Source organism: Desulfobulbaceae bacterium DB1 (assembly GCA_001914235.1).
Taxonomy (GTDB): Bacteria; Desulfobacterota; Desulfobulbia; order Desulfobulbales; family SURF-16; genus DB1.
The window spans coordinates 92,068-113,788 of record MQUF01000007.1 but is presented as its reverse complement, the minus strand read 5'-3'; the positions used below and the strand labels follow the sequence as shown (position 1 = coordinate 113,788).

General features: G+C 56.7%; 12 protein-coding genes. 3 read left to right on the top strand and 9 right to left on the bottom strand.

Features of this window, described 5'->3' with window-relative positions; genetic code table 11:
* Position 1 precedes the first annotated feature (1 nt).
* Positions 2-1,822, top strand: a complete 1,821-nt coding sequence (locus BM485_09060; GenBank protein ID OKY75419.1) for an exodeoxyribonuclease V subunit alpha — start codon at positions 2-4, stop codon at positions 1,820-1,822.
* On the opposite strand, the gene BM485_09055 is transcribed toward BM485_09060, so the two are convergent.
* The 9 genes from BM485_09055 to BM485_09015 all read right to left on the bottom strand — a co-directional run bounded on the left by BM485_09055 (position 1,785) and on the right by BM485_09015 (position 16,394).
* The gene (locus tag BM485_09055) at positions 1,785-4,181 is read right to left on the bottom strand and encodes a hypothetical protein (GenBank protein ID OKY75398.1); all 2,397 of its coding nucleotides are present in this window, start codon (positions 4,179-4,181) and stop codon (positions 1,785-1,787) included. The genes BM485_09060 and BM485_09055 overlap by 38 nt on opposite strands.
* Before the next feature lie 12 nt (positions 4,182-4,193).
* Positions 4,194-4,718: a transcriptional regulator gene (locus BM485_09050; protein OKY75397.1), complete on the bottom strand. Its 525-nt coding sequence runs from the start codon at positions 4,716-4,718 to the stop codon at positions 4,194-4,196.
* A 102-nt stretch (positions 4,719-4,820) separates the two neighbouring features.
* Positions 4,821-7,523, bottom strand: coding sequence for a hypothetical protein (locus tag BM485_09045; GenBank protein ID OKY75396.1), 2,703 nt, complete (start codon positions 7,521-7,523; stop codon positions 4,821-4,823).
* Between the two features lie 168 nt (positions 7,524-7,691).
* Positions 7,692-8,282, bottom strand: coding sequence for a hypothetical protein (locus tag BM485_09040; GenBank protein ID OKY75395.1), 591 nt, complete (start codon positions 8,280-8,282; stop codon positions 7,692-7,694).
* A 47-nt stretch (positions 8,283-8,329) separates the two neighbouring features.
* Positions 8,330-9,712, bottom strand: coding sequence for a hypothetical protein (locus BM485_09035; protein ID OKY75394.1), 1,383 nt, complete (start codon positions 9,710-9,712; stop codon positions 8,330-8,332).
* A 192-nt stretch (positions 9,713-9,904) separates the two neighbouring features.
* The gene (locus tag BM485_09030; GenBank protein ID OKY75393.1) at positions 9,905-13,024 is read right to left on the bottom strand and encodes a cobalt-zinc-cadmium resistance protein; all 3,120 of its coding nucleotides are present in this window, start codon (positions 13,022-13,024) and stop codon (positions 9,905-9,907) included.
* Positions 13,024-14,238, bottom strand: coding sequence for a hypothetical protein (locus BM485_09025; GenBank protein ID OKY75418.1), 1,215 nt, complete (start codon positions 14,236-14,238; stop codon positions 13,024-13,026). The genes BM485_09030 and BM485_09025 overlap by 1 nt, the downstream gene beginning before the upstream one ends.
* 48 nt (positions 14,239-14,286) lie before the next feature.
* Positions 14,287-15,696: a hypothetical protein gene (locus BM485_09020; GenBank protein ID OKY75417.1), complete on the bottom strand. Its 1,410-nt coding sequence runs from the start codon at positions 15,694-15,696 to the stop codon at positions 14,287-14,289.
* 14 nt (positions 15,697-15,710) lie between these two features.
* Positions 15,711-16,394 carry a TetR family transcriptional regulator gene (locus tag BM485_09015; GenBank protein OKY75392.1) on the bottom strand — a complete coding sequence of 228 codons (684 nt, stop codon included), beginning with the start codon at positions 16,392-16,394 and terminating at the stop codon, positions 15,711-15,713.
* Between the two features lie 305 nt (positions 16,395-16,699).
* Here BM485_09015 and BM485_09010 point away from each other — a divergent pair, with 305 nt between their 5' ends.
* Together BM485_09010 and BM485_09005 are read left to right on the top strand one after the other, a co-directional pair.
* Positions 16,700-19,573, top strand: a complete 2,874-nt coding sequence (locus tag BM485_09010) for a hypothetical protein (GenBank protein OKY75391.1) — start codon at positions 16,700-16,702, stop codon at positions 19,571-19,573.
* Positions 19,566-21,701, top strand: a complete 2,136-nt coding sequence (locus BM485_09005; GenBank protein OKY75416.1) for a hypothetical protein — start codon at positions 19,566-19,568, stop codon at positions 21,699-21,701. The genes BM485_09010 and BM485_09005 overlap by 8 nt, the downstream gene beginning before the upstream one ends.
* Positions 21,702-21,721: the final 20 nt, after the last annotated feature.

The following is a 21,721-nucleotide window of genomic DNA, read 5'->3' as shown; positions in this document are numbered from 1 at the left end:
GATGGATATTGTGGATAAACTGTGGCAAGAAGGTCATATCCGGTCGGTTGACCGCCATCTTGCCCGCTTGCTGACGGATCGTTTCGGCGGCCACGACTCGCTTGCCCTGCTGTATGCCCTGGTGAGCGCGAACACCGGCGACGGCCACACCTGTCTTGATCTTGCCGGGGTAGGTGATCTGCCCTTTTACCGGGAGTATGCCGGCGAGCTCAACCGGCTGGTCGAGGAGGACCCGGCAAGTCCGGCCATCGGCGGACCGGGGGATTATTTGCCGCTGATTCGCGATGGGAAGCGGTTGTATCTGCATCGTTATTATCAGTATGAAACCATGATAGTGCACCATCTCGCGGCGCGGATGAAGCGGCATGACGGCTGTCCGGCCCCGGAACAGTTACGCCGCGCCATGACCGATTACGGTTATTTCCCCACAAACGGCGGCAATGATATCGACTGGCAGCAGGTGGCCGCGGCCATGGCGGCGCTCAATAATTTTGCCGTGATCTCCGGCGGACCGGGTACCGGCAAAACAACCACGGTGGCCAAGGTGCTTGGCGTGCTCATCCGGATGGGGCTTGTCGCGCCGGGGCGGGTGGCCATTGCCGCGCCCACCGGCAAGGCGGCGGTCAGGCTGCAGGAGGCGATCGGCAAGGCAAAAAGCAAGCTGGGTTGCGACGCGATTCCGGACCGGACCTCAACCATCCACCGACTTCTCGGCGTCATCCCCGGCAGACCGGCTTTCCGGCACAACCGGGACAATCTTCTGCCCGTTGATCTTGTCATTGTCGACGAGGTGTCGATGATTGATGTCGCCCTCATGGCGCGGCTGCTTGACGCCGTGCCGCTCCGGGCGAAGCTTGTCCTGCTGGGCGACAAGGACCAGCTTGCCTCGGTTAATCCCGGTTCGGTCTTCGGTGATCTGTGCGGAGCGGGCGATATCGATGACTTCAGCCCGGCAGCGGCCGCTCTGCTGACACAGGCCACGGGTTTTGCTGTTGCGGCGGGCAAGAACGTCACCCCTATTCAGGATCATATCGTCGGCTTGCGCCGAAGCTATCGCTATGCGGCGGAAAGCCGCATCGGCAGGCTTGCCGGGCGGATTAACGCGGGACGGGCGGAGGAGGCCCTGCAGGTGTTTGCGCAGCGTGGGGCGGGCGATGCCGCCTTTTTTCCCCCCGCGGCAATGGAGGAGGAACTCGGCACGCTGATACGAGATCATTACGGCCTCTATCTCCGCGAAATGGAGGTTGAAAAAATATTTGCGGCCTTTGACCGATTTCGTATTTTTTCCGCCGTGCGCCGAGGGCCGTACGGTATTGCCGGCATCAATTCCTTTGTGGAAAAAATGCTTGGCCGGCAGGGCATTATCGATCCCGTGGGCAATGCTTCCTATCATGGCCGTCCGATAATCGTTACCCGCAATGATTATTCGATCAGGCTGTTCAACGGCGATACCGGTATCGTCCTCCACGACCGGGAGGAAGACCGGCTGCTGGCCTTTTTCCCTTCGCCGGATGGAGGCTTCCGCAAATTTCCTCCTTCCCGCCTGCCGGAGCATGAAACGGCCTTTGCCCTGACCGTGCATAAGGCCCAGGGCTCCGAGTATGACCATGTTGTCGTTGTTCTTCCCCCCGGGAATGTGCCGGTCGTAACCCGGGAGCTGATTTATACCGCAATCACCCGCGCCAGAAAGAGTGTAACGGTTTTTGCCGAGCACGGCTCCTTCTCGGAAGGTGTTGCCCGGCAGGCGAAACGGATGTCCGGTCTGCGGGAAAGACTGATGCGGATCAGCCGGGAGCCGGACGGCTGTCCAGCGCCGTTCTGATTGCCCCGGCGAGATCGCGGGTCAGCACCGGCTTCATGAGGAATCGATATATGCCGCATTGCCGGGCGGTTTCCTCGTTGATCAGCTCGCTGAATCCCGTGCAGAGGATAACCGGCAGGTCGGGACGCAGGCTCTTCACCTCACGGGCCAGGTCCAGTCCGCTTATCCTGGGCATGGTCATGTCGGTGACAATCAGGTCGATGTCCCCCGGATGCGTCCAAATTTCCTTCATGGCCTCTTCACAGTCGGTGAAGGGCTTCACCTGGTAGCCCAGCCCTTCAAGAAGTTTCTGCTGCATGGAAACAATCGCTTGTTCGTCATCCACCACGAGAATCCGTTCTCCGTTGCCCCTGGGGATTTCCTCGTGCAGGGTGGACCGGACCAATGATGGTTCTCCCGCAAGGGCCGGCAGGTAGATGTGAAAGGCGGTGCCCTTTCCCGGTTCGCTGTAGACCGAGATGTGGCCTCCGTATGATTTGACGATGCCATGCACCACGGCAAGGCCCAGGCCGGTACCTTCGCCTTTTTGTTTGGTGGTGAAATAGGGCTCGAAAATTTTATCCTGAATCATGCGGTCCATGCCGCAGCCGGTGTCGCTCACCACGAGCTTGACATAGGGGCCTGGGGCAAGTCCCAGTACGGAGGTTTTGCTGTCCGATTGATCCAGGGTGAGACGGCTGAGGTTGATGGCCAGCACGCCGGCGGCGGTCGCCTGCATGGCGTGGTAGGCGTTGGTGCAGAGGTTCATGAGGATCTGATGGATCTGGGTTGGATCCGCCAGAACAACCCCGCTGTCCGCCGTGATATTCCGGCGGATTTCGATGGAGGTCGGCAGCGAGGAACGCAACAGCTTGAGCGCCTCCTTGATAATGAGATGGATCTGCAGCGGTTTGCGTTCCCCGGAGCTTTGCCGGCTGAAGGAAAGGATCTGGCGGACCAGATCCCGTGCCCGTTTGGCGGCCTGGAGGACATGGGCGAGATCGGAGGAGATCGGGTGATTCGGCCCGATTTTTGTCAGGGAAAGCTCGGTGAAGCCGATGATGGGTGAAAGAACATTGTTGAAGTCATGGGCAATGCCGCCGGCCAGGGTGCCCACCGCCTCCATTTTCTGGGCCTGGCGCAGCTGTTCCTGCAACAGGGACTGTTCGGTTATGTCCTTGGCGATGTGGACAAACATGTTTGCGTTCCCCAGTTCATCGAGAATGGGAGAGGAGGAGACGCTGAAGGTTCTTTTGATATCCGGATGATATATTTCGTTGCTGTGCGGGAGGAGATCGGCCTTGGCCCGCAGTTCCGGGCAGTCGGCGCATGGTTCGAACGTTTTGCGGAAAACTTCATAACATTTCCTGCCGATCAGGGCCTGGGGGGCGAGGCCGAAGAGCCGGCCCGCGGCCAGGTTGGCCCGGATAATAGTCATCTCGCGATCATGAATGGTGACCACCTCATCGATGGCGTCAAAGGTCAGTTCCCATTCCCTTTTGGCCTTGCTGATTTTTTCCTCCGCCTCCTTTTTTGCGGTGATGTCGGTGGCGATTTCCAGACGGACCGTTCTGTTGTCGACCCAGCGGATGGCCCGGTCAATGATGTGATACCAGTGGTTTGTTCTGCTGTTTTGGAATTCCCAGATATGGGGTGGAAGGATTTTTCCTTCATCATCGACCAGATATTTGTTGGTGCAGAAGGGGCATGGCCCGTTCTGACCCTCCTGGATCGACTGCCAGCAGATTTTCCCACGGATATCCCCCAACAAATCGCGGCAATATTTGTTGATGAAGAGCACCTCATGGGTCTGCATGTCGGCCACGTAGACAAAGGCCTCGATGCTGTCAAGAATGGCGGCAAGCCGGTTATGGGCAAGCCGCAACTCCTCCTCGGCCCGGCCGCGGTCGTTTATTTCCTTTTCCAGCCGTTGCGATTTGTTCAGCAGTTCAAGGCGCGAGGCGGTCAGCTCGTCCAGGGTTCTGTTTAAGGCGAGGAATTTGTCGGTTGATTTTTCCGGGGAAGACACCTGAATGACGATGAAAGTGTGCGGCGTGCCCGGAGAAATATGCAGGCGGAATCCGTGGCATGGGGTTTTCAGTTGCCCGCCCGAGGAGGTGCGCCAGGTGATGACGCCGGGCACCGGGCTGTTGGTCCGGCTGCAGCTCTGGAGGTAGGCCGTCAGCTTTTCTTCCCTTTCGACGGTTTGCGTGCTGATGTTGCCCCCGGAGAGGCTGTCGCGGCTCAAGCCGAGCATGCGCAGGGCGGCCTCGTTTGCCGCCAGGATCAGTCCGCCGCGGTCAAGCAGCAAGGAGGCGTCCCGCTGTGCCGCGGTAAAGGCATGAAAACATTCCATGATGTGCGGCGGATATTGGTGCATGAGAGTCGTCCCTTACTCCCCGAAATATTCCCGTCCCGCAGTCGCCCGTGATTCATCCGTCTGTTTGATAAAGACGGTGACCAGGCAACGGGAACAGCGGCCGGCAATGGTTTCGTGCAGCGCAACCTTGGCGTAGCCGAGATTTTCGGCGGTGATGACGCCGAAGACATTGGAGGTCATCATGCACATGGAAGGGCGGTCGAGCACCTTCTCCCCAAAGGGGCAGGCTGAGCTGCTGAGTACCATCTTTTCTTCGTTCAGCTCAATGAGGGAAAAATGGCCGTCAAGACGCCGCTTCAGGTCAACAAGCACCCGGGCCGTCTGTTCCGGGGAAAGGGTTGGCAATCCAAGGGATTGCCGGTAGATGCCGTTGATCCAACTGCCCATTTTTTGGCCGACCAGGCTGATGTAGCCGGCTGTTTCTTCATGACCGATAACCTCTTCAAGGATACCGGCCAATTCCCTGATGAGGGTGCGGAGAAACAGGTCGCGGTTCAGCGGGATATCATGATGTTCCAAGGAGGGTGCGGACGGCATACTTGTCTCCGGGTAGTTTTTTTGATGCATCGGGCACTATGTCATTTTGTATCATATCGATGTGGAGGGAGTCAACGCGAGATGTCGGCGGTGCCATCCTTCTTACGACTTCAGGACGGCTTGGATGATCTCGGCCAGCTTGTTGAGCTGCAGGGGTTTCATGAGAAAGGCCCTGATGCCGAGGCCGCGCGCGGTTGTTTCGTCAATGATGTCGCTGTGGCCGGTGCAGAGGATGATCGGCAGATCCGGTTTGAGTGCCAGCAGCCTGGCTGCAAGTGCCGCGCCGGTCATTTCCGGCATCGTCTGGTCGGTTATCACCACATCGAATGCGGCCGGATCAGCTTGAAAGGCGGCAAGCGCCTCGCTGCTGCTGGAAAAGGTGCTCACCCGGCAGCCGATGCTTTCCAGGCCCATTTTCCCGAGTTCGGCAAGGTCCTGCTGGTCGTCAACAAAGAGGACGTTCGCCGTGAGGCGGGGAAAAGCGTCGTCCTGTTCATCCGCAACCCCGGCGTTTTTGGCGAAATGGATGGGGAAGTATGCGGCAAAGGTGGTTCCTGTTCCGACTTCGCTGTCAACGGTGATTGCTCCATGGTGATTGGTGACGATACCGTGCACCACGGCAAGGCCGAGTCCCGTGCCGTCGCCTTGGTTTTTCGTGGTGAAATAGGGTTCAAAAATGCGGTCGATGATGCGTGCGTCAATACCGTGGCCCGTGTCGCTGACCCGTAAACGAACGCATTTTTTTGCGGCAAGCGACGGGTTTAAAAGCAGAAACCGGTCATCGACCTCCACCGTGTCAACCCTGACGGTCAGCGTGCCGCCGCCGGCGCGCATGGCATGATAGGCATTGGTGCAGAGATTCATGATAACCTGCTGGAGCTGAGTGGGGTCCGCCAGAATGGGAGGGCAGTCCGGGGCAATGTCATGTTCTATTTTGATTGTCGCGGGCAGGCTGTGGCTGATCAGTTTGATCGCTTCCTTGACCAGGGGGGGGATGAGGATGCAGATTTGTCTTTCGCTTGAGGGGCGGCTGAAGGTGAGGATCTGTTTCACCAGTTCCGCCGCCCTTTTCGACGACTGCATAACCTTTTTCAGATTTTGATGGCTGTCACTATCCGGCGGCAGTTGCAGCATGGTCAACTGGGTGTAGCCCATGACCGCGGACAGCAGGTTGTTGAAGTCGTGGGCAATGCCGGCGGCCAGGGTGCCGATGGCCTGCATCTTCTGGGACTGGCGCAGCTGTTTTTCGAGCTCCTTTTGTTTGGTGACGTTCCGGAATATGCAACGGGTGAAAAGCGGCGCTCCCTCGGGGCTTTTTCGGCAGTTGGCCGAACCTTCGAGGATGATTTTGTCGCCGTTTTTGGCGACAAAGGTGGAGTGGATGGAGGGGACGTTGCCTTCGACCAGGACCCGGTTGAATGTCTCCAGGCAGTGGTCCCGGCAATCCCGGTCGATGAGGTCGAAAATGGTGAGCCTGGCCACTTCCTCGTCGTCATAGCCGAATGTCTGCCGCCATGCCCGGTTGACATACTGCAGTCCACCGTCCGGTTTGACGATCTGGATCAGGTCGGAGGCGTTTTCAAACAGGTCGCGGTAGCGTTCCTCGCTTTCCATCAGGGCCTGTTCCGCTTTTTTTCGTTCGGTAATATCGGTGATGATGGCGGTAAAGCCGGTTACCACGCCATTGTCGTCCCGTTTGTAATTCCAGTCAACCTGGACGTCGATGAGGCGATTGTCCTTGGTTTTGTTGCGCGCCATGTAGGGCGTGGGGGGCGGTATTTCCCTGACCAGAAAGGCAAAATATTTTTGCAGCTCCTCCCGCTCTTTTTCCGAAGCCGCCATGTTCCAGATCGGTTTGCCGAGAAGCTCTCCCGGTTCATAACCCAGCAGGCGGTGATGCATGGCGTTGCTGAAGGTGATTATCCCCTCCGTGTCATTTTCCTGGATGCCGTGGGGCACTGTCTCCACCAGGGTGCGGTACTGTGCTTCCCGTTGCAGTAATTTTTCCTCGGCAGCCTTGTGGGCGGTGATGTCGTGAATAATCAGAATCATTGACTCCGTGCCGTCGGTATGCAGCGGGAGAAAATCTAGGGTCACCTGCCGCTTGTTCAGGCAGCGAATATCATGGGAGTCGGTATGCCGGCGGGATGAAAAAACATCTTCCGTGAGTTTTGCCATGAGCGGACGGGATGGTTGGTCAAAAAGATCAAGAACATTCCGTCCCAGCAATTTTTCCTCGGCTATTCCGCAAAGCCGCAGCGCGCTGCTGTTGGCGTAGACGATCCGTAGCCGGCGGTTGAACTCCAGCACCCCTTCGGCAAGGTTGTTGAAGATGACATCCATATGAGTCAGGTTTGACAGGAGTTCCTTGGTTATCTGGCGGTGATGGATTTCATCCTTGCCGAGAATCTGTCCGGAAAAATCCTTGATTTCATCGCGTTCCACCATGTCAAGAATGGTCTGGATGTGTCGGGCAACCATGGTGAACGGGCCCTTGGCGATACAGGTGTCGGCGCCCCATTCGCCGACATCGTGGTTCCCTTCGACGGCGGTGGCCGACAGGATGGCGATATAGGTCTTGGTGAATTTGCTGTTGCAACGGATGATCTTGCAGAGATTTTTGCCGCTGATGCCGGGCATGATGAAGTCGATGAACATGACGTCCGGGGTAAAGGTGTTGACGATATCCAGGGCGCGGATGCCGTCTTCCGCGGTCAGGACTTTGTGACCTCTTTCTTCCAGGTAATGGGAAAGAAGCTTCAGCATCAGCGGATTATTATCAACTGCAAGGATTTTCAACGGCATTTGCCTGCGTTACCAAATGAAAAAAAGGTGGGTGTCGAATGAAGCATCGATAGCTGTTTTCCGAAGGATGTCCATGATTACTTGTATAATCGGCACCATGGCACTGTCAAGAAAATAGGGCCGCGGGAGGGTATTTGGTGAAAAAACAGGGGAGAGCCCGGGGTGTTGCTATTGGATGGCCCGTTTTTTTTCTTCAAGCCGCAGATCGAGCATCTTCAATTGTTCGATGCTGTTTCGCATCTTTTTATTTTCCTTGCTGAGGCGATCGAAATTTCTCTTCAGCTCCGCGCACTTTTTTTTCAAGGATTGATTGTCTGCTTCCAGAAATTTTTTATCCGCGGCCAGGGTGTCTTTTTCCTCGCCCAGCTGCGCGCATTCGCCTTCCACCTGCGCGAAGTTGTTGATGGTATGGAGCAGGTCCAGTGTATGCAGGAGACGTTGTTTTTCCGGTCCGTGAGGAACATCGGCGCTATATCCGTCAAGCAGGGCGGCCGCCCTGGCGTAATTCGGCAACGGGTTGTTGTGATGGGAATAAAGCAGGGCAAGGTAATAGGATGTTTCCGGTGTGACCGCTTGCTTCTGGGCGGAGTCTTTTCGGGAAAGGTTTTCCTCCAGGTTGGAGATTTCCCGGTTGATCTGCTCACCGGAAAGGGACAGGTAATAATCCGCCGGGTTTTCCTTGTGTTGACTTCCGGCGCAACCGCTTAACAGCAGGAGGGCGATACAGAGAAGCAGCGTGAATCCGGTTGGTTGCGTCATGAAAAATAGTGTCCTGGATGGTCTTTGTTTTATGGGCGTTCTTTTCATTATTTTACCAGCTTGGGAACAAAACGTTCAAGCTGTTCCTTCTGGGGCGAATCTTCTTTCCTTCTATTCACCACATAGACGCTGCCCGGCAGCGATTTGGCGTGTTCCTTAATTTCCGCCGCGATCTCGGAGAGTTCTATGTGGTTCATCTGCCTGATGTTTTCGTTGGTGACAACGGCAATGGAAATGGACATGATGGGGAAACGAACCTCCATGCCCTGGCGGGTGCGGCCGCTGATGTATCCCCGTGCCCGGTCCTCGGCGCTGTAAAAGGAAAGAACATTGCGGTCGAATTCCCTGATAACCGTTTCACAGATGGCAACTGCCCGGCCCGGGGTAACGATGACGGCAAAGTCGTCGCCGCCGATATGGCCGACAAAATCATCCTCGCAGCCGTTGGCGCTGACCGCGGCAACGATGATCTCGGCGGTGGCTTTGATGACCTCGTTGCCCTTGGCATAGCCGTAGCGGTCGTTGAATGATTTGAAGTTGTCCAGGTCACACATGCAGAAGGCGATCACTCTGCGCGTTTCCAGTCGCTGCTTGAGGATGTTTTCGATGGCTATGCCGCCCGGCAGACGGGTCAGGGGGCTTGAGTCGACATAGCTCGATTCAAGCTGGCCTAATCTTCTGGTCATGGCGTTAAATGATTTTGCCAGTTCACCAAGCTCATCCTCGCTTTCCACATCCGTCTGCTGGTCGAATTTGCCGAGTGAAACGATCTCGGTTGCCGCCTGCAATCGCCGAACCGCCCGGGAGACGCTTCGGGTGATGATGGTAACCGCGCCGAGCCCCATGATGATGCCGAGGAAAGAGAGAAGAAGGGTGGTGCGGAAAATAGCCACTCCGGTTTCGCCGAACTGTTCCATTTTTTTCTGCCGGTTGCTTGCCCCGATGTTTTCGATGGTTTTGATAAGAGAAAGAATGCCGTCGAGTTTGCCCTTGATGAACCGGTCAAAATCATCTCCGTTGACTGCGGCGGCTTTTTCCAGCCGGGAAAACTCCTGCCGGTAGAAGGCTGCATATCCGTCATGGGCCGAGGCGAGCTGCGCCAGGGGGATGCTTTCCCGGTCCGGCAGGGTGGACATTTGCGCGACAAGTTTCATGAAGTCGTCGTGCCGTTGGTTGAACATCTCTTTCATTTCAGTGCTTTGCAGAATCAGATAGCGGCGTCCGTACGCCTCCTGGGCCAGCAGGTTATCCGTCATGAGTCCGGCGAGCTGTATCATCTCGGTATCGCTTTTCATGATGGCTTCGTTGATGCGGTCGAGTTTCTGCAACCCCTGCAGCGAAACGGCGGCAATGCAGATAATGACGAGAATGACCGGCAGGTAGCCGATAACCATTTTTTCTTCCAGGGAGAGCCGTAAAAATTTTTTCATCCGCTTCCATTTTTTTGTCAAAGTTGTTGGAGAAAATCAGGTCGGCAAAAGCCATTTGTCATACTCGACCAACCAATTTTAGCAATTATCCTGATTGAAAAAAAGGGGGTGTGACAGTTTGCCGCAAGCAAAATGATGGCGTTTATTTCTGCAAAGATCGTGCCTTGTGTTTTGCGCGTGGACAAACAGGGATCAGCGGGAAGGGCGGGCCAGCTTGCGGATGTCCTCGATGATGAGGTAGAGGCACGGCACGAGAACCAGGGTGATGAGGGTGGCAAAAAGGACTCCGAAGCCGAGGGAAATTGCCATGGGGATGAGAAAACGGGCCTGGCGCGAGTTTTCCATGATCATCGGGGCAAGTCCGCCGAAGGTGGTCAGGGTGGTGAGGACAATCGGCCGGAAACGCTGCATGGCTGCTGCGCGAATGATATGACGGGGGTCGCCGTCACCCTGGTTTTTCAGTTCATTGGCCCGGGTGATGAGCACCAGGGAATCGTTCACCACCACCCCGGAAAGGGCGATGATGCCCATCATGCTCATAATGCTCAGTGAATAGCCCAGCAGCAGGTGGCCATAGATGGCGCCGATGATGCCGAAGGGAATGGCCGTCATGACGATCAGGGGCTGGATGTAATTGCGAAACGGGATGGCCAGCATGGAAAAGACCACCATCATGGACATGGCAAAACCCATCTTGAGGCTGGCCATGTTTTCCCGCATATCGGCCTGCCGTCCTTCAAAGCTGTAACGGAGGCCGGGGTATTCGGCGACGAGCTGGGGAAGCAGGGTCTCTTTCAGGTCGGTCAGGACTTCCCCCGCCCTGCTGCGGGGGGTCACATCCGCCTGAACCTGCACCACCCGCCGTCCGTTTCTGCGGTTGATTTCGGTATAGGCCCGGCCCCGGGTCAGCTCGGCGATTTCCCGCAGCGGCACTTCCTTGCCGCCGGGGGTGAAAAGAAAGAGTTCATCGATGTTGTGCAGGGAAATTCGTTCCTTTTCCGGTAAACGGACCATGACCCTTACTTCATTGCGTCCCCGCTGCTGACGCAGGACCTCGGCTCCGTAGAAAGAGCTGCGAATCTGACGGGAGATTTCCCGCGCGGTGAAGCCGAGGCTTTTGCCTTGCGGCCGCAGGGTGAAGTCAAGCTGTTCCTTGCCCGGGGTGAACCCGTCGTCGACATCCTTGACAATGGGGTAGTGCAGCATGCCCTGGGCCAGCTTGCCGCTTGCCTTTTGCAGTATTTCCAGGTTGCGATGGTTGAGTTCCACGGTCAGCGCCTGGCCGGAACCGGGGCCGCCCGAGTCGGATTCAAAGCGCAGAGACTTGATGCCGGGCAAGTCTCCACTCAGGGTCCGCCATCGCTCGGTAAAGGCGGCGGTGCTTAAAATTGCATCCCGGATATCCGGGTCGGCCAGATAAACGGTTATTGTTGCCTTATGGCTGCCGTCTTCGGCGATCTCCGTAAAAAATCCCTCGACCAGATCCTGTTGATGTCCGGTTTCCTCCGCTGTCCGGCGGGCGGCGGCAAGTACCTGCGCGGCGATTGCTTCTGTTTTTTCCAGGGCAATGCCGTAGGGCATGGTCAGACTTGCCCGGGCATAGTCGGATTCAACCTTGGGAAACATTTCAAGCCCCATCCTGCCGCTAAAGGCGTATGCCAGGGTGATGATGAGTACGGCGCAGGAAATTGTCATCGTAATGTAACGGTACGAAAGGACAAAGCCGAGAAAGGGGTCGTAGCTGGTGCGGACCCAGCCGGTGAAACCGGTGCTGAATTTCTGCTGTCCGGCATGGAGCAAGGCATTGATTCCCGACCTGGTTTTTTCTTTCTGATGAGCGAGATGGGCCGGCAGGACAAAGACGCTTTCCAGCAGTGAGATGATAAAAACGGTACAGACCACCAGGGGGATGACCCGGAAGATTTTCCCGTCCGTGCCCGGAATGAAGTAAAGGGGCATGAAGGTGGCGATGTTGGTGAGAATGGAGAAGGAAACCGGCGTGGCCATTTCCTTTGCGCCGCGGATGGCGGCGGCAAGGGGGGCAAGGCCGCGCTGGCGGTGATAATAGATGTTTTCGCCCACCACGATGGCGTCGTCCACCACGATGCCGAGTGCGATCAGATAGGCAAAAAGCGAGATCATGTTGATGGAGACGCCAAGCAGCGGCATGAGGAAAAACGAGCCCATGAAGGAAAAAGGGATGCCCATCATGACCCAGAAGGCCAGGCGGAATTCAAGAAAAAGGGCCAGCACCAGCAGGACGAGGCTGAGTCCCATGGCGCTGTTGCGCAGCAGCAGGTCAATGCGCTGGGCGAACATTTCCGAACGGTCGCTCAAGACGTTGAGTTCGATGCCGGCGGGCAGGGCCGGTTTCATTTCCTCGATATGCGCCCGCACTGTTTTTGATACCTGAATCGGCGTCTGCTCGCCGACGCTGTAGACATTCAGCATGACCGCCGGGTTGCCGTTATAGGTGGCGTAATAATCGGTGTCCCGGTATCCGTCGGTGACGGTGGCGATCTGTTCAAGGGTTATTCGGCTGCCGTCCGGCAGCGTGATGATGGGCAGGCGGGAAAATTCGCGGCCATAGTCCCGTTTCTCCGTGACGCGGATGAGGATTTCGCCGCCCGTGGTCTTGATGGACCCGCCCGGCAGGTCGATGGAGGCGTTTTTCAGTATCTGGGCGACCTTGTCGATGGTGAGATGGTAGCGTCGCAGATTCTCCTGGGGAATTTCAACACTGATTTCCAGGGGGCGCACCCCGGCAAGGTCGATCTGGGTGATGTCCGGGTCCTGCAGGAGTCGATCCCGCATCTGTTCCGCCAGCTCATGCAGGGATGCCTGGGCGGCGGCGCCGGACAAAACGATGGAAATCGTTCTTCTTTTGGTGGTGAGGACTCTCACCTGCGGCTGTTCCGCATCCTCGGGAAAGGTGGTGATGCGGTCGACTTCACTTTGTACATCCTGGCCCAGCTTATTCATGTCGGTGCCGACAAGGGCCTCGATGGAAACCATGCCCATCCCTTCGCCGGCAGTGGATTTGACCTCGTCCACCCCGTCAAGGGAGCTGACCGCCTCCTCAATGGCCAGGATGATGCCGCTTTCCACCTCTTCCGGGCTTGCGCCGGGATAGGGCACGTTGACGGTGACCGTTTCCATTTCAAATTCAGGAAACACTTCCTGTTTGATGGTGCTGAGAAAGAAATACCCGCCGATGAGGCAGGCAAACATGATCAGGTTGGCCGCCACCGTGTGTCCGGCCATCCAGGCAATGGCGCCGCTGTTTTTTGTCGGGGAATCGGTGGACGGCATCACTGCTGCTCCATCGTGTTTTGCGGCTGTTCGCTGCGCAGTTCCATCCCTTCGACCGGTGCGGCAAGGGAGCTGGTAATGAGGCGCTCCCCGTCGTGCAGATTCCCTGCCGCAAACACGGTTTCCTCCTCGCTCCAGATGATGTCGACCCGGCGTATGTTCAGGGTGTTTTCCGGGGTCATGATCCACAGCCCGCGGCCTTCATGCAGTGCCGCGCGCGGAATGGCGTAGACGCCCGGCAGGGTGCTGCCGGCAATCTCCACTTCGACAAAGGTGTTGATTGTCATGCGGGGTTTCCCTTTATTGGCCGCGGTCAGGCACAGGGGGTCCGGAACACTGACCAGCAGACCGGCCATCCTGTTTTCCGGGTCAACACCGGCCAGCAGGGATTTGACTCTGCCGCTGCGAAAGAAGTTTTCTTCCCAGCCCGCCATGTTGATAATCTTTGCCGCCGCGCCTGCTTGTCCGTCGGCATCCGGAATGGTGATCCAGGGGAGGCGGTCCATGGGGACGGAAACCTCCACCCAGTATTCATCGGTGTCGATCAGCGAAGCAAGTTTTGTCCCGGCGGCAATCTGGGAGCCAAGGCCGGCATTTTTTTCCATGACAAGCGCGTTAAACGGGGAAGAGATGCGGGTACGCTGCAGATCAAGTTCCGCCTTGGCCAGCGATGCCCGGGCGGAAAGCAGGGCGGCCCGCGCTGCTTTCAGTTGCGGTTCGCGCAGGATGAGCTCCTCGTTTTCCTGGGTGACGGTTTCGCCCAGGAGCTGGTATTCCCGGCGCGCCACCGACTGTTTGCCCATTTCGAGTTTCAGTTCATATTCGGCCTTGGCCACCTCGCCCTTGCGTTGTTCCACGGTCAGCTCATAGTCAATCGGATCGATGAGCAGGATTTCCTCGCCCGCGGCAAAACGGCCGCCCGGCAGAAATTGCGGCGAGATCCGCACCACGTCGCCGGCGATTCTGGCGGCGAGATCGATGCGTTGGGAAGCAATGACCGTACCCATGGCATGAACCGTCGTCTGGTGATCAACGCGGCGCAGTTCCACGGTCCGGACCAGGGCAGGTCGCTGTTCCGGAGTTTTTCTTTCGGCCCGGGGCCGGTTTTTCATCCAGTAGCCGGCCAGGGCGGCTGCAAGGACAAGAATGAGCAGGATGATAAAGATACGGGCGGGTATGCCCAGGTTTTTCTTGGCGAATGAATTATTATGCATGGCGGTCATTATTGTGTGATGGCATGGGAGAAAATCGGGTTTGCCGGCTCAACTCGCGTTATGGGACTCGCGCGCTGTCGCCGGTGCCCGTTCAAGTTGCCAGCCTCCGGCCAGGGCGCGGCAGAGATTGATGCGGTATTCGATCAACTCGCGTTGGGCTCGGATGAAGCTTCGCTGCAACTCCTGATGGCTGATAAGGGCGGTGAGGAATCGGAGAAAATCCATGGCCCCATGGATATAGCGTACCTTGATTTGTTCGGTGGACTGGCTGGACAGGACGATCCTGCTTTCCAGGTTTTCCAGCAGTTTTCGTTGCTGGGATTCCGCATGGAGGGCGTCCTCCACCTCCTTGAAGGCGATGATGATCGTCTGGCCGTAATTGTGGAGCGTTTCTTTTGCCGCGCTTTTCGTTCGTTCCATTTCGAATTTTCTTCGTCCCCCGTCAAAAAGGGGAGCGGTCAGGTTGCCGGCCAGGGTATTCAGCCAGTTGTTGAAAAGATCGCTTGGGGCATTGCCGCTGGTCTCGGCTTGAGCCGACAGGCTGATACGTGGAAAGCGGTCGGCAATGGCCGCGCTCACCCGCTTGTCGGCGGCCCGCACCCGAAAATAGGCTCTGCGGATATCAGGTCTTCTCTGCACCAGTTCCGCCGGAAGGCCGGTGTCCGGCAGCGGCGGCGGCGAAGTCAGGGTGCCGGGAACGGGTGGTTGAAAGGCTTGCGGGGCGCTGCCGGTCAGGATGGCCAGTTGGTGAAGAAGCAGCTGCCCGGCGGTTTCGGCGCTGATCATGTTCGCCTTCGACGTTTCAAGGATCTGTCGCTGCTGCAGCACATCCGTCACCGGGACCTGGCCGCTGCCGAACTGGTGGGTCACCAGGTCGAGATATTTTTCATTGGTTGCTGTTTGATCGTGCAGCAGTTCAATCTGTCGTTGCTGCTCGACCAGCCGGAACCATGTCGTTGCCACCTCCGCGGAAAGGGTCACCGCCGCAGCCTGCAGGTCTTCGCTCGCGGCAAGCAGGTCAAGACGCGCTGCCTGATCGACGGAACGAACTCTGCCCCAGAGGTCGATTTCATAGCTTGCGCCAAGGCCAAGCAGATAGGTTGTGGTGGTTTGCGTTGCCCTGCCGGAAAGTTTTGTTGAGTTGTGCACAAGCCCGGCCTCGCTCGTGAGCGCGGGCAGAAGGTCGGCGCCGCTTTTGCCGGCAACGGCCCGGGCCTGTTCCAGCCGATCCCGGGCCATCTGCAGGGAGAAATTGCCGGCCAGGCTTTTGTCCATTAATTCGTTTAATTTTTCATCTTGGAAGGCAAGCCACCACTTTTCCGGCAGGGGGTCGCGACCCGTAGTGCTGAATGAGCCGGGAACCGTAAGCGGCGGATTTTCGTTCATCACCCGTGTTCCGCATCCTCCGATAAAAAAAAGAACAAGGCAGAAAAGCGCGGCCGGCGGCAACAGGGACAAGAACCCGTTTTTTTTCATTTGTTTTTTTCCTGTCCGATGCTGTCGGAAACATGCCCGGGGGAAGGGGGGCGCCGGAGGGCCAGGATGCCGGCCAGGGAAAAACGAAAGACATGTTCGCCATAGGCCGCAATGTCGTCAATGTCGCAGGGGGTTCCCCCGTTTTTTTCCTTGGCGGGCAACTGCCTGATTTTCAGCAGATGAAAACACTGGCCGACGATGCTGGTGTGGCAGAAATGGACCTGCTGTTCGGAGGCTTCGGGGCCGAGGATCTCCCTGATAATGGCGTGGATGGCTTCCCGCTGCGGGTTGATCTCCTTTTGCAGGATCTCCTGCAAAAGGCCGGTTGGACTGGCCAACTCCTTGTGGATGATGGCAAAATCATGAAAAGCAGGGGACGAGATGCGTTTCAGCAGGGAGGTGATTCGGCCCCGCAGTCTTTCTTCCGCCGGTGCGCCGGGGGATATCCCGCCGTCCGGAGGGCAGGTTCTGAGGGTTTGGTTGTAAGCGTGACGCCATGCCTCTTTGTAAAGGTTTTTTTTGTTGCCGAAATGATAGTTGACCGCCGCCACGTTGGTTCCCGCCCTGCTGCAGATTTCGGCAATGGTGCCGGCCCTGAACCCTTTTTCGGCAAAAATCCCGCATGCGGCGCAAAGAAGCTGCCGGCGGGTGCGGATCGTATCTTTACGCAAATCTGTCATGCTGCTTTCCCCAGGTATATTTTGAAGCGTCTATTTTAAATGCATATTTGAAATCGTCAATGGTTTTTGTCGCGGATTTTGTTAAAGAACTTGTTTGCCGGTTCATGCTGCTGCTATAGTATTTTGTGCCGGCCGCGCCTGTCGGCGGGGCCGGGAATGTCGGCTGACAGGAAAAAATGTAGTCATTTCTGAAAAAAAACGGGATATGGCGGATATTTTAATTAAATAGAAACACGGTATTCCGGTTTTGCGGTGGCGTCATCCCGACAAATCGAAATTCGGAACTTTTGCCCAGGGAGCGGAAAGTGCGGAGATTTCGCGATATTTCCATCAGAACAAAATTTCTTTTCCTCATGAGCTTTGCCGCCTTTGTCGCGCTGCTTCTCATTTCCGTTTCACTGTATATTTATGAAAAGCGAACCGCTGAAAGATTCCTCGCCTCGCAGCTTGTATCCATGGCCGATATCGTTGCCTTTAACAGCGCACCCTCGGTGGCCGCCCATGACTATGTCGCCGTATCCGAGATACTTCGTTCGCTGCGGTTCAAGCCTGATATTGCCTCGGCAATCATTTCCGATCGTGAAGGACGCCTTTTCAGCAGATATGACCGGCAGGGGGAGGATGCGGCGAAAGTGGCGGTCGAGATGCGGAAGATGTTTCCCGATACAAAAGCCATCGGCGAGCAGTTGAGAAAAAACGACAAGATTATGCGCCGTTCCGGCGGCTATCTCCATGTGGTGCGGCCCGTGCTGGTCGACAGCGAGATGGTGGGCGCGGTTTATCTGGTCGACGACATGGGGCAGATGCGCAGACGGCTGCAGGTCTATGCTTTTGTTGTCCTCTGCGTCTCCGCCGTGACCCTGTTTGTTGTCCTGTTTGTTGCCGCCAAGCTGCACAACCTTTTCACCGCTCCCCTGCGGGAACTGATGCGCTCGATGCGCGATGTGACAACGGGACGGGAATATTCCGTCCGCATGGAAAAACAGGGCAACGACGAGTTCGGCATTCTGATTGATCATTTCAATGCCATGTTGAACGAGATCCAGAATCGGGATAAAAAATTGCAGGACTACAGCACTTCGCTGCAGAAAATGGTAGGGGCGCGGACCGACGAGCTGTCCCGGACCAACAAAGAGCTTGAACAGGTGGTTGGCGATCTGGAAAGAGCCAAGGCGGCGGCCGAGGCGGCAAGCAGGGCGAAAAGCGAGTTCCTGGCCACCATGAGCCACGAGATACGGACGCCGATGAACGGTATCCTCGGCATGACGGAACTGCTGCGCGGCACCGGGCTCAATAACCGCCAGCTCCGGTTCGCCCAGACCATTCAGCGCGCGGTTGATTCATTAATGGGGGTCATTAACGATATTCTCGATTTTTCCAAAATCGAGGCGGGCAAGCTGGAGTTGGAGGAGCATTCCTTTGACCTGCGCGAGCTGATTGAGGATACTGCTGAAATGATGGCCGAGGCCGCGCATCTCAAGGGGCTTGAGCTGATTCCCGTTATTCCGGCAGGCATGCCGCGGCTCTTTGCCGGGGACTCGAACCGGTTTCGTCAGGTGCTGGCCAATCTGCTGAGCAATGCGATTAAATTTACCGAAAAAGGGCAGATTCTGCTGCGGGTGGAAACGGTCGGTGAAAACGATGAAGACGTAACCTTCCTCATTGCCGTGGAGGACAGCGGCATCGGCATCAGCGCGGAGATCAAGGAACGCATATTCGACGCCTTTTCCCAGGCGGACAGTTCCACCACCCGGAAATACGGCGGCACCGGACTCGGACTGGCTATTTCCAAAAAACTGGTGAGCCTCATGGGCGGTGATATCGGCGTTGTCAGTGAACCCGGCAAGGGTTCCACCTTCTGGTTCAGGGTTGCCTTGCGCAGGTTGCCTGACGAGGTGCATGACGATGAACAGTTGATGAAAAATCTTCTTGGTCTGCGGGTATTGATTGTCGACGACAATCCTTTGAACCGGTCCATCCTGAAAAATCAGGTACGGTTATGGGGCATGAGCAGCGAAACCGCGGAAAATGGGAGCGAGGCCCTGGCAATGCTGGGAAATGCGCATGCCGCCGGGAGGTTCTATGATATCGTGCTGCTGGACTGGCATATGCCGGAGATGGACGGAATTGAGCTGACGGAAAGAATACGGGAGAAATACGGCAAAAAAAATCTGCTGCTGGTCATGCTCAGTTCCGCGCCGTTTGACGAGGAGGCGTTGAGGGCCGGCAAGGCCGGCATTGATTTGTATCTGACCAAACCGGTGCGGCAAAGTCTGCTTTTTGACTGTCTGATTAATTTGCTTGAGAAAGCGAGCCGAAAGGCGGTGGAAGCGGCGGATGACCAGGTTGCTTTTTCACGGGTGAACGTTTCTTACGGCGGGCGCGTTCTGCTGGTTGAGGACAATTTGGTCAATCAGGATGTGGCGCGCGAGATGCTTGGTCATATGGGGTGTCGGGTGGAGGTTGCTGAAAACGGCCGCGGTGCGGTGGAGGCCTTTGCCGGGCAGGAATTTGATCTGATCCTGATGGATTGCCATATGCCGGAGATGGATGGTTTTGCCGCGGCACGGGAAATCCGCAGACTTGAAGCGTCCCGCGGCGGCGAAAAACAGGTGCCGATTATTGCCCTCACCGGTGATGTGCAGCTGGGTATCAGGGATGAATGCCGCGAGGCGGGCATGAATGATTATCTGAGCAAGCCTTTTTACATGACGGACCTGCAGCAGGTGCTGGGGCGCTGGATGACCGGGCGTGTCGTGCCACCGTCAACCGGTTTTGCCGATGAGGAAAATCGGGTCCATGAAGATGGGAACGATCATTTCGTGCTTGACCGGGAAAGGCTGGATATGATCAAATCCATGAGTAGTCCGGATAATCCCGCTGTGCTTGACCGGATAATCGGAATGTACATGGAAAGCTCGCCGGAAATCCTGCGGGCGATTCACGGGGCCGTGCACAAGGGAGACGGCGCGGAGTTGGGCGAGGCGGCACACAGCCTTAAAACCAGCAGCGCCAATCTTGGCGCCATGGATCTTGCCTCCCTCTGTAAAAAGCTGGAGGATTTCGGCCGTGAGCAAAAGGCCGGAGAGGCCGAAGAGTATCTCGATCACCTGGACGCCCTTTATCAGGGAGTGGTTGATGCCCTGGGAAAAGAGTTGGAGAAAAAAAACGATGCATAAAACAGGAAGCGCCGAGGGGCAGCCCGTTGTCCTCATCGTTGATGATGACATGGCACAGCGGCTGCTCATGCGGCAATCACTCCGTGAAACCAGGCTTCTGATCGAAGAAGCGGCGGACGGGCGGGAGGCTTTGAACGTTTTTGAACGTATCTCCCCGGACCTGGTGCTGATGGATGTGAAGATGCCCCATATGGACGGGTTTGCCGCCTGCGCCGAGATGAGGAGATTTCCCGGAGGGCAGGACATCGCCATTGTCCTTGTCACCGGCCTTGATGATTATGAATCCATCAAAAAGGCGTTTGAGGTCGGCGCCACCGATTTCATCACAAAACCGGTCAACTGGCCGCTGCTTGCCCATCGGGTCCCTTATCTGCTGCGGGCCAGCCGGGCATTCCGCAACCTGCGGCGCAGTGAGAAAAGACTTTCCATTGCCCAGGATATAGCAAGTCTGGGCAGTTGGGACTGGGACAGGGATAAAAACAGTATCTGTTTTTCCGCGCAGATGTACCGCATTTTCGGTCTGGCTGCCGACCGGGACGAGGCGGATTATGAAACCTTTCTGGCCTTTGTCCATCCCGATGAACAGCATCTGGTCAAAGAGACGGTTCTCCGTGCCCTGGCGGAGAAGAAACCTTACAGCTTGGATTACCGGATCATCCCGCCGGACGGTTCCCTGCGCACGGTGCATGAACAGGCGGATGTGGTGCACGATGCCCAGGGAAATGTTGTCAGTATGCACGGGACGGTGCAGGACATCACGGCACGGATAAACGCCGAGGAAAAAATACGTTTTCTGGCTCACTATGATTCTCTGACCGGCCTGCCCAATCGGCAGCTGTTCCTCGAATATGTCAGTCAGGCCATTTTTACCGCCCAGCGGGATAACAGCAAGGTGGCCCTGCTGTATCTCGACCTTGACCGCTTCAAGCGCATCAACGACACCCTGGGCCACAGCGCGGGCGACAAGCTGCTGAAGGAGATTGCCAATTGCCTGGGCGACAGTGTCCGATCGTCCGATATTATCGCCAAGGCCAGTTTTACCAAGAAGCCGGGAGTCACCCTGTCCCGGCTTGGCGGGGATGAGTTCACCATTCTGCTCACCGCGCTGGCCGAGGAGGAGCATGCCGCCCGGGTGGCCCACCGTATTCTTGAGCTTCTCAGCCATCCCGTCAGAATCGCCGGACAGGAGGTCTATGTTTCCGGCAGTATCGGCATCAGCATCTTTCCCAGTGACGGCGATGATGTGGATACCCTGCTCAGAAACGCCGATGTGGCCATGTATCATGCCAAGGAGAACGGCAGGAATACCTTTCAGTTCTTTTCCGAGCAGATGAATAACCGGGCCATGGAACGATTGAACATCGAAACCGCCCTGAAAAAGGGTCTGGAAAGAAATGAGCTCATCCTCTATTATCAGCCGCAGATTGATCTGCGAACAGGCGAGCTTGCCGGGCTCGAGGCCCTGGTGCGCTGGCTGCATCCGGAAATGGGACTGGTGCCGCCCGGCATGTTCATCCCCATCGCCGAGGAGTCCGGACTCATTATCGCCGTCGGTGAGTGGGTGATATTCGAGGCCTGCCGGCAGGTGCGGCAATGGCAGGACGAGGGTTTGACGCCGATCCGCATGGCGGTCAATATATCGGGCCTGCAGTTCAAACAGCAAAGTTTGATTCCCGTCGTCCAGCAGGCCCTGCGGCAAAGCGGCATCGAGGCCCGATATCTTGAGCTTGAGCTGACGGAAAGCTCCATCATGCAGAACGTCGATCAGGTCAATGAAACCCTTATCCGGTTGAAGGAAATCGGCGTTAATCTTTCCGTTGATGATTTCGGTACCGGCTATTCCTCCATGAGCTACCTCAAGCGTTTCCCCCTTGATGCCCTGAAAATTGACCGCAGTTTTGTCATGGATATCACCACCGACCCCAACGATGCCGCCATCATCAAGGCGATAATCGCCCTGGCCCACAGCCTTGGGCTGAAAACCGTGGCCGAAGGGGTGGAAACCAAGGAACAGCTTGATTTCCTCCGGGATGAAAAATGTGATTCGATTCAAGGCTTTTTCATCAGCCGTCCGGTGCTTGCCTCGGATCTGGAGCAGTTCCTCAAGCCCGGTGGGAAGTTCTGTTAAACCACCAATTGCGCATATTC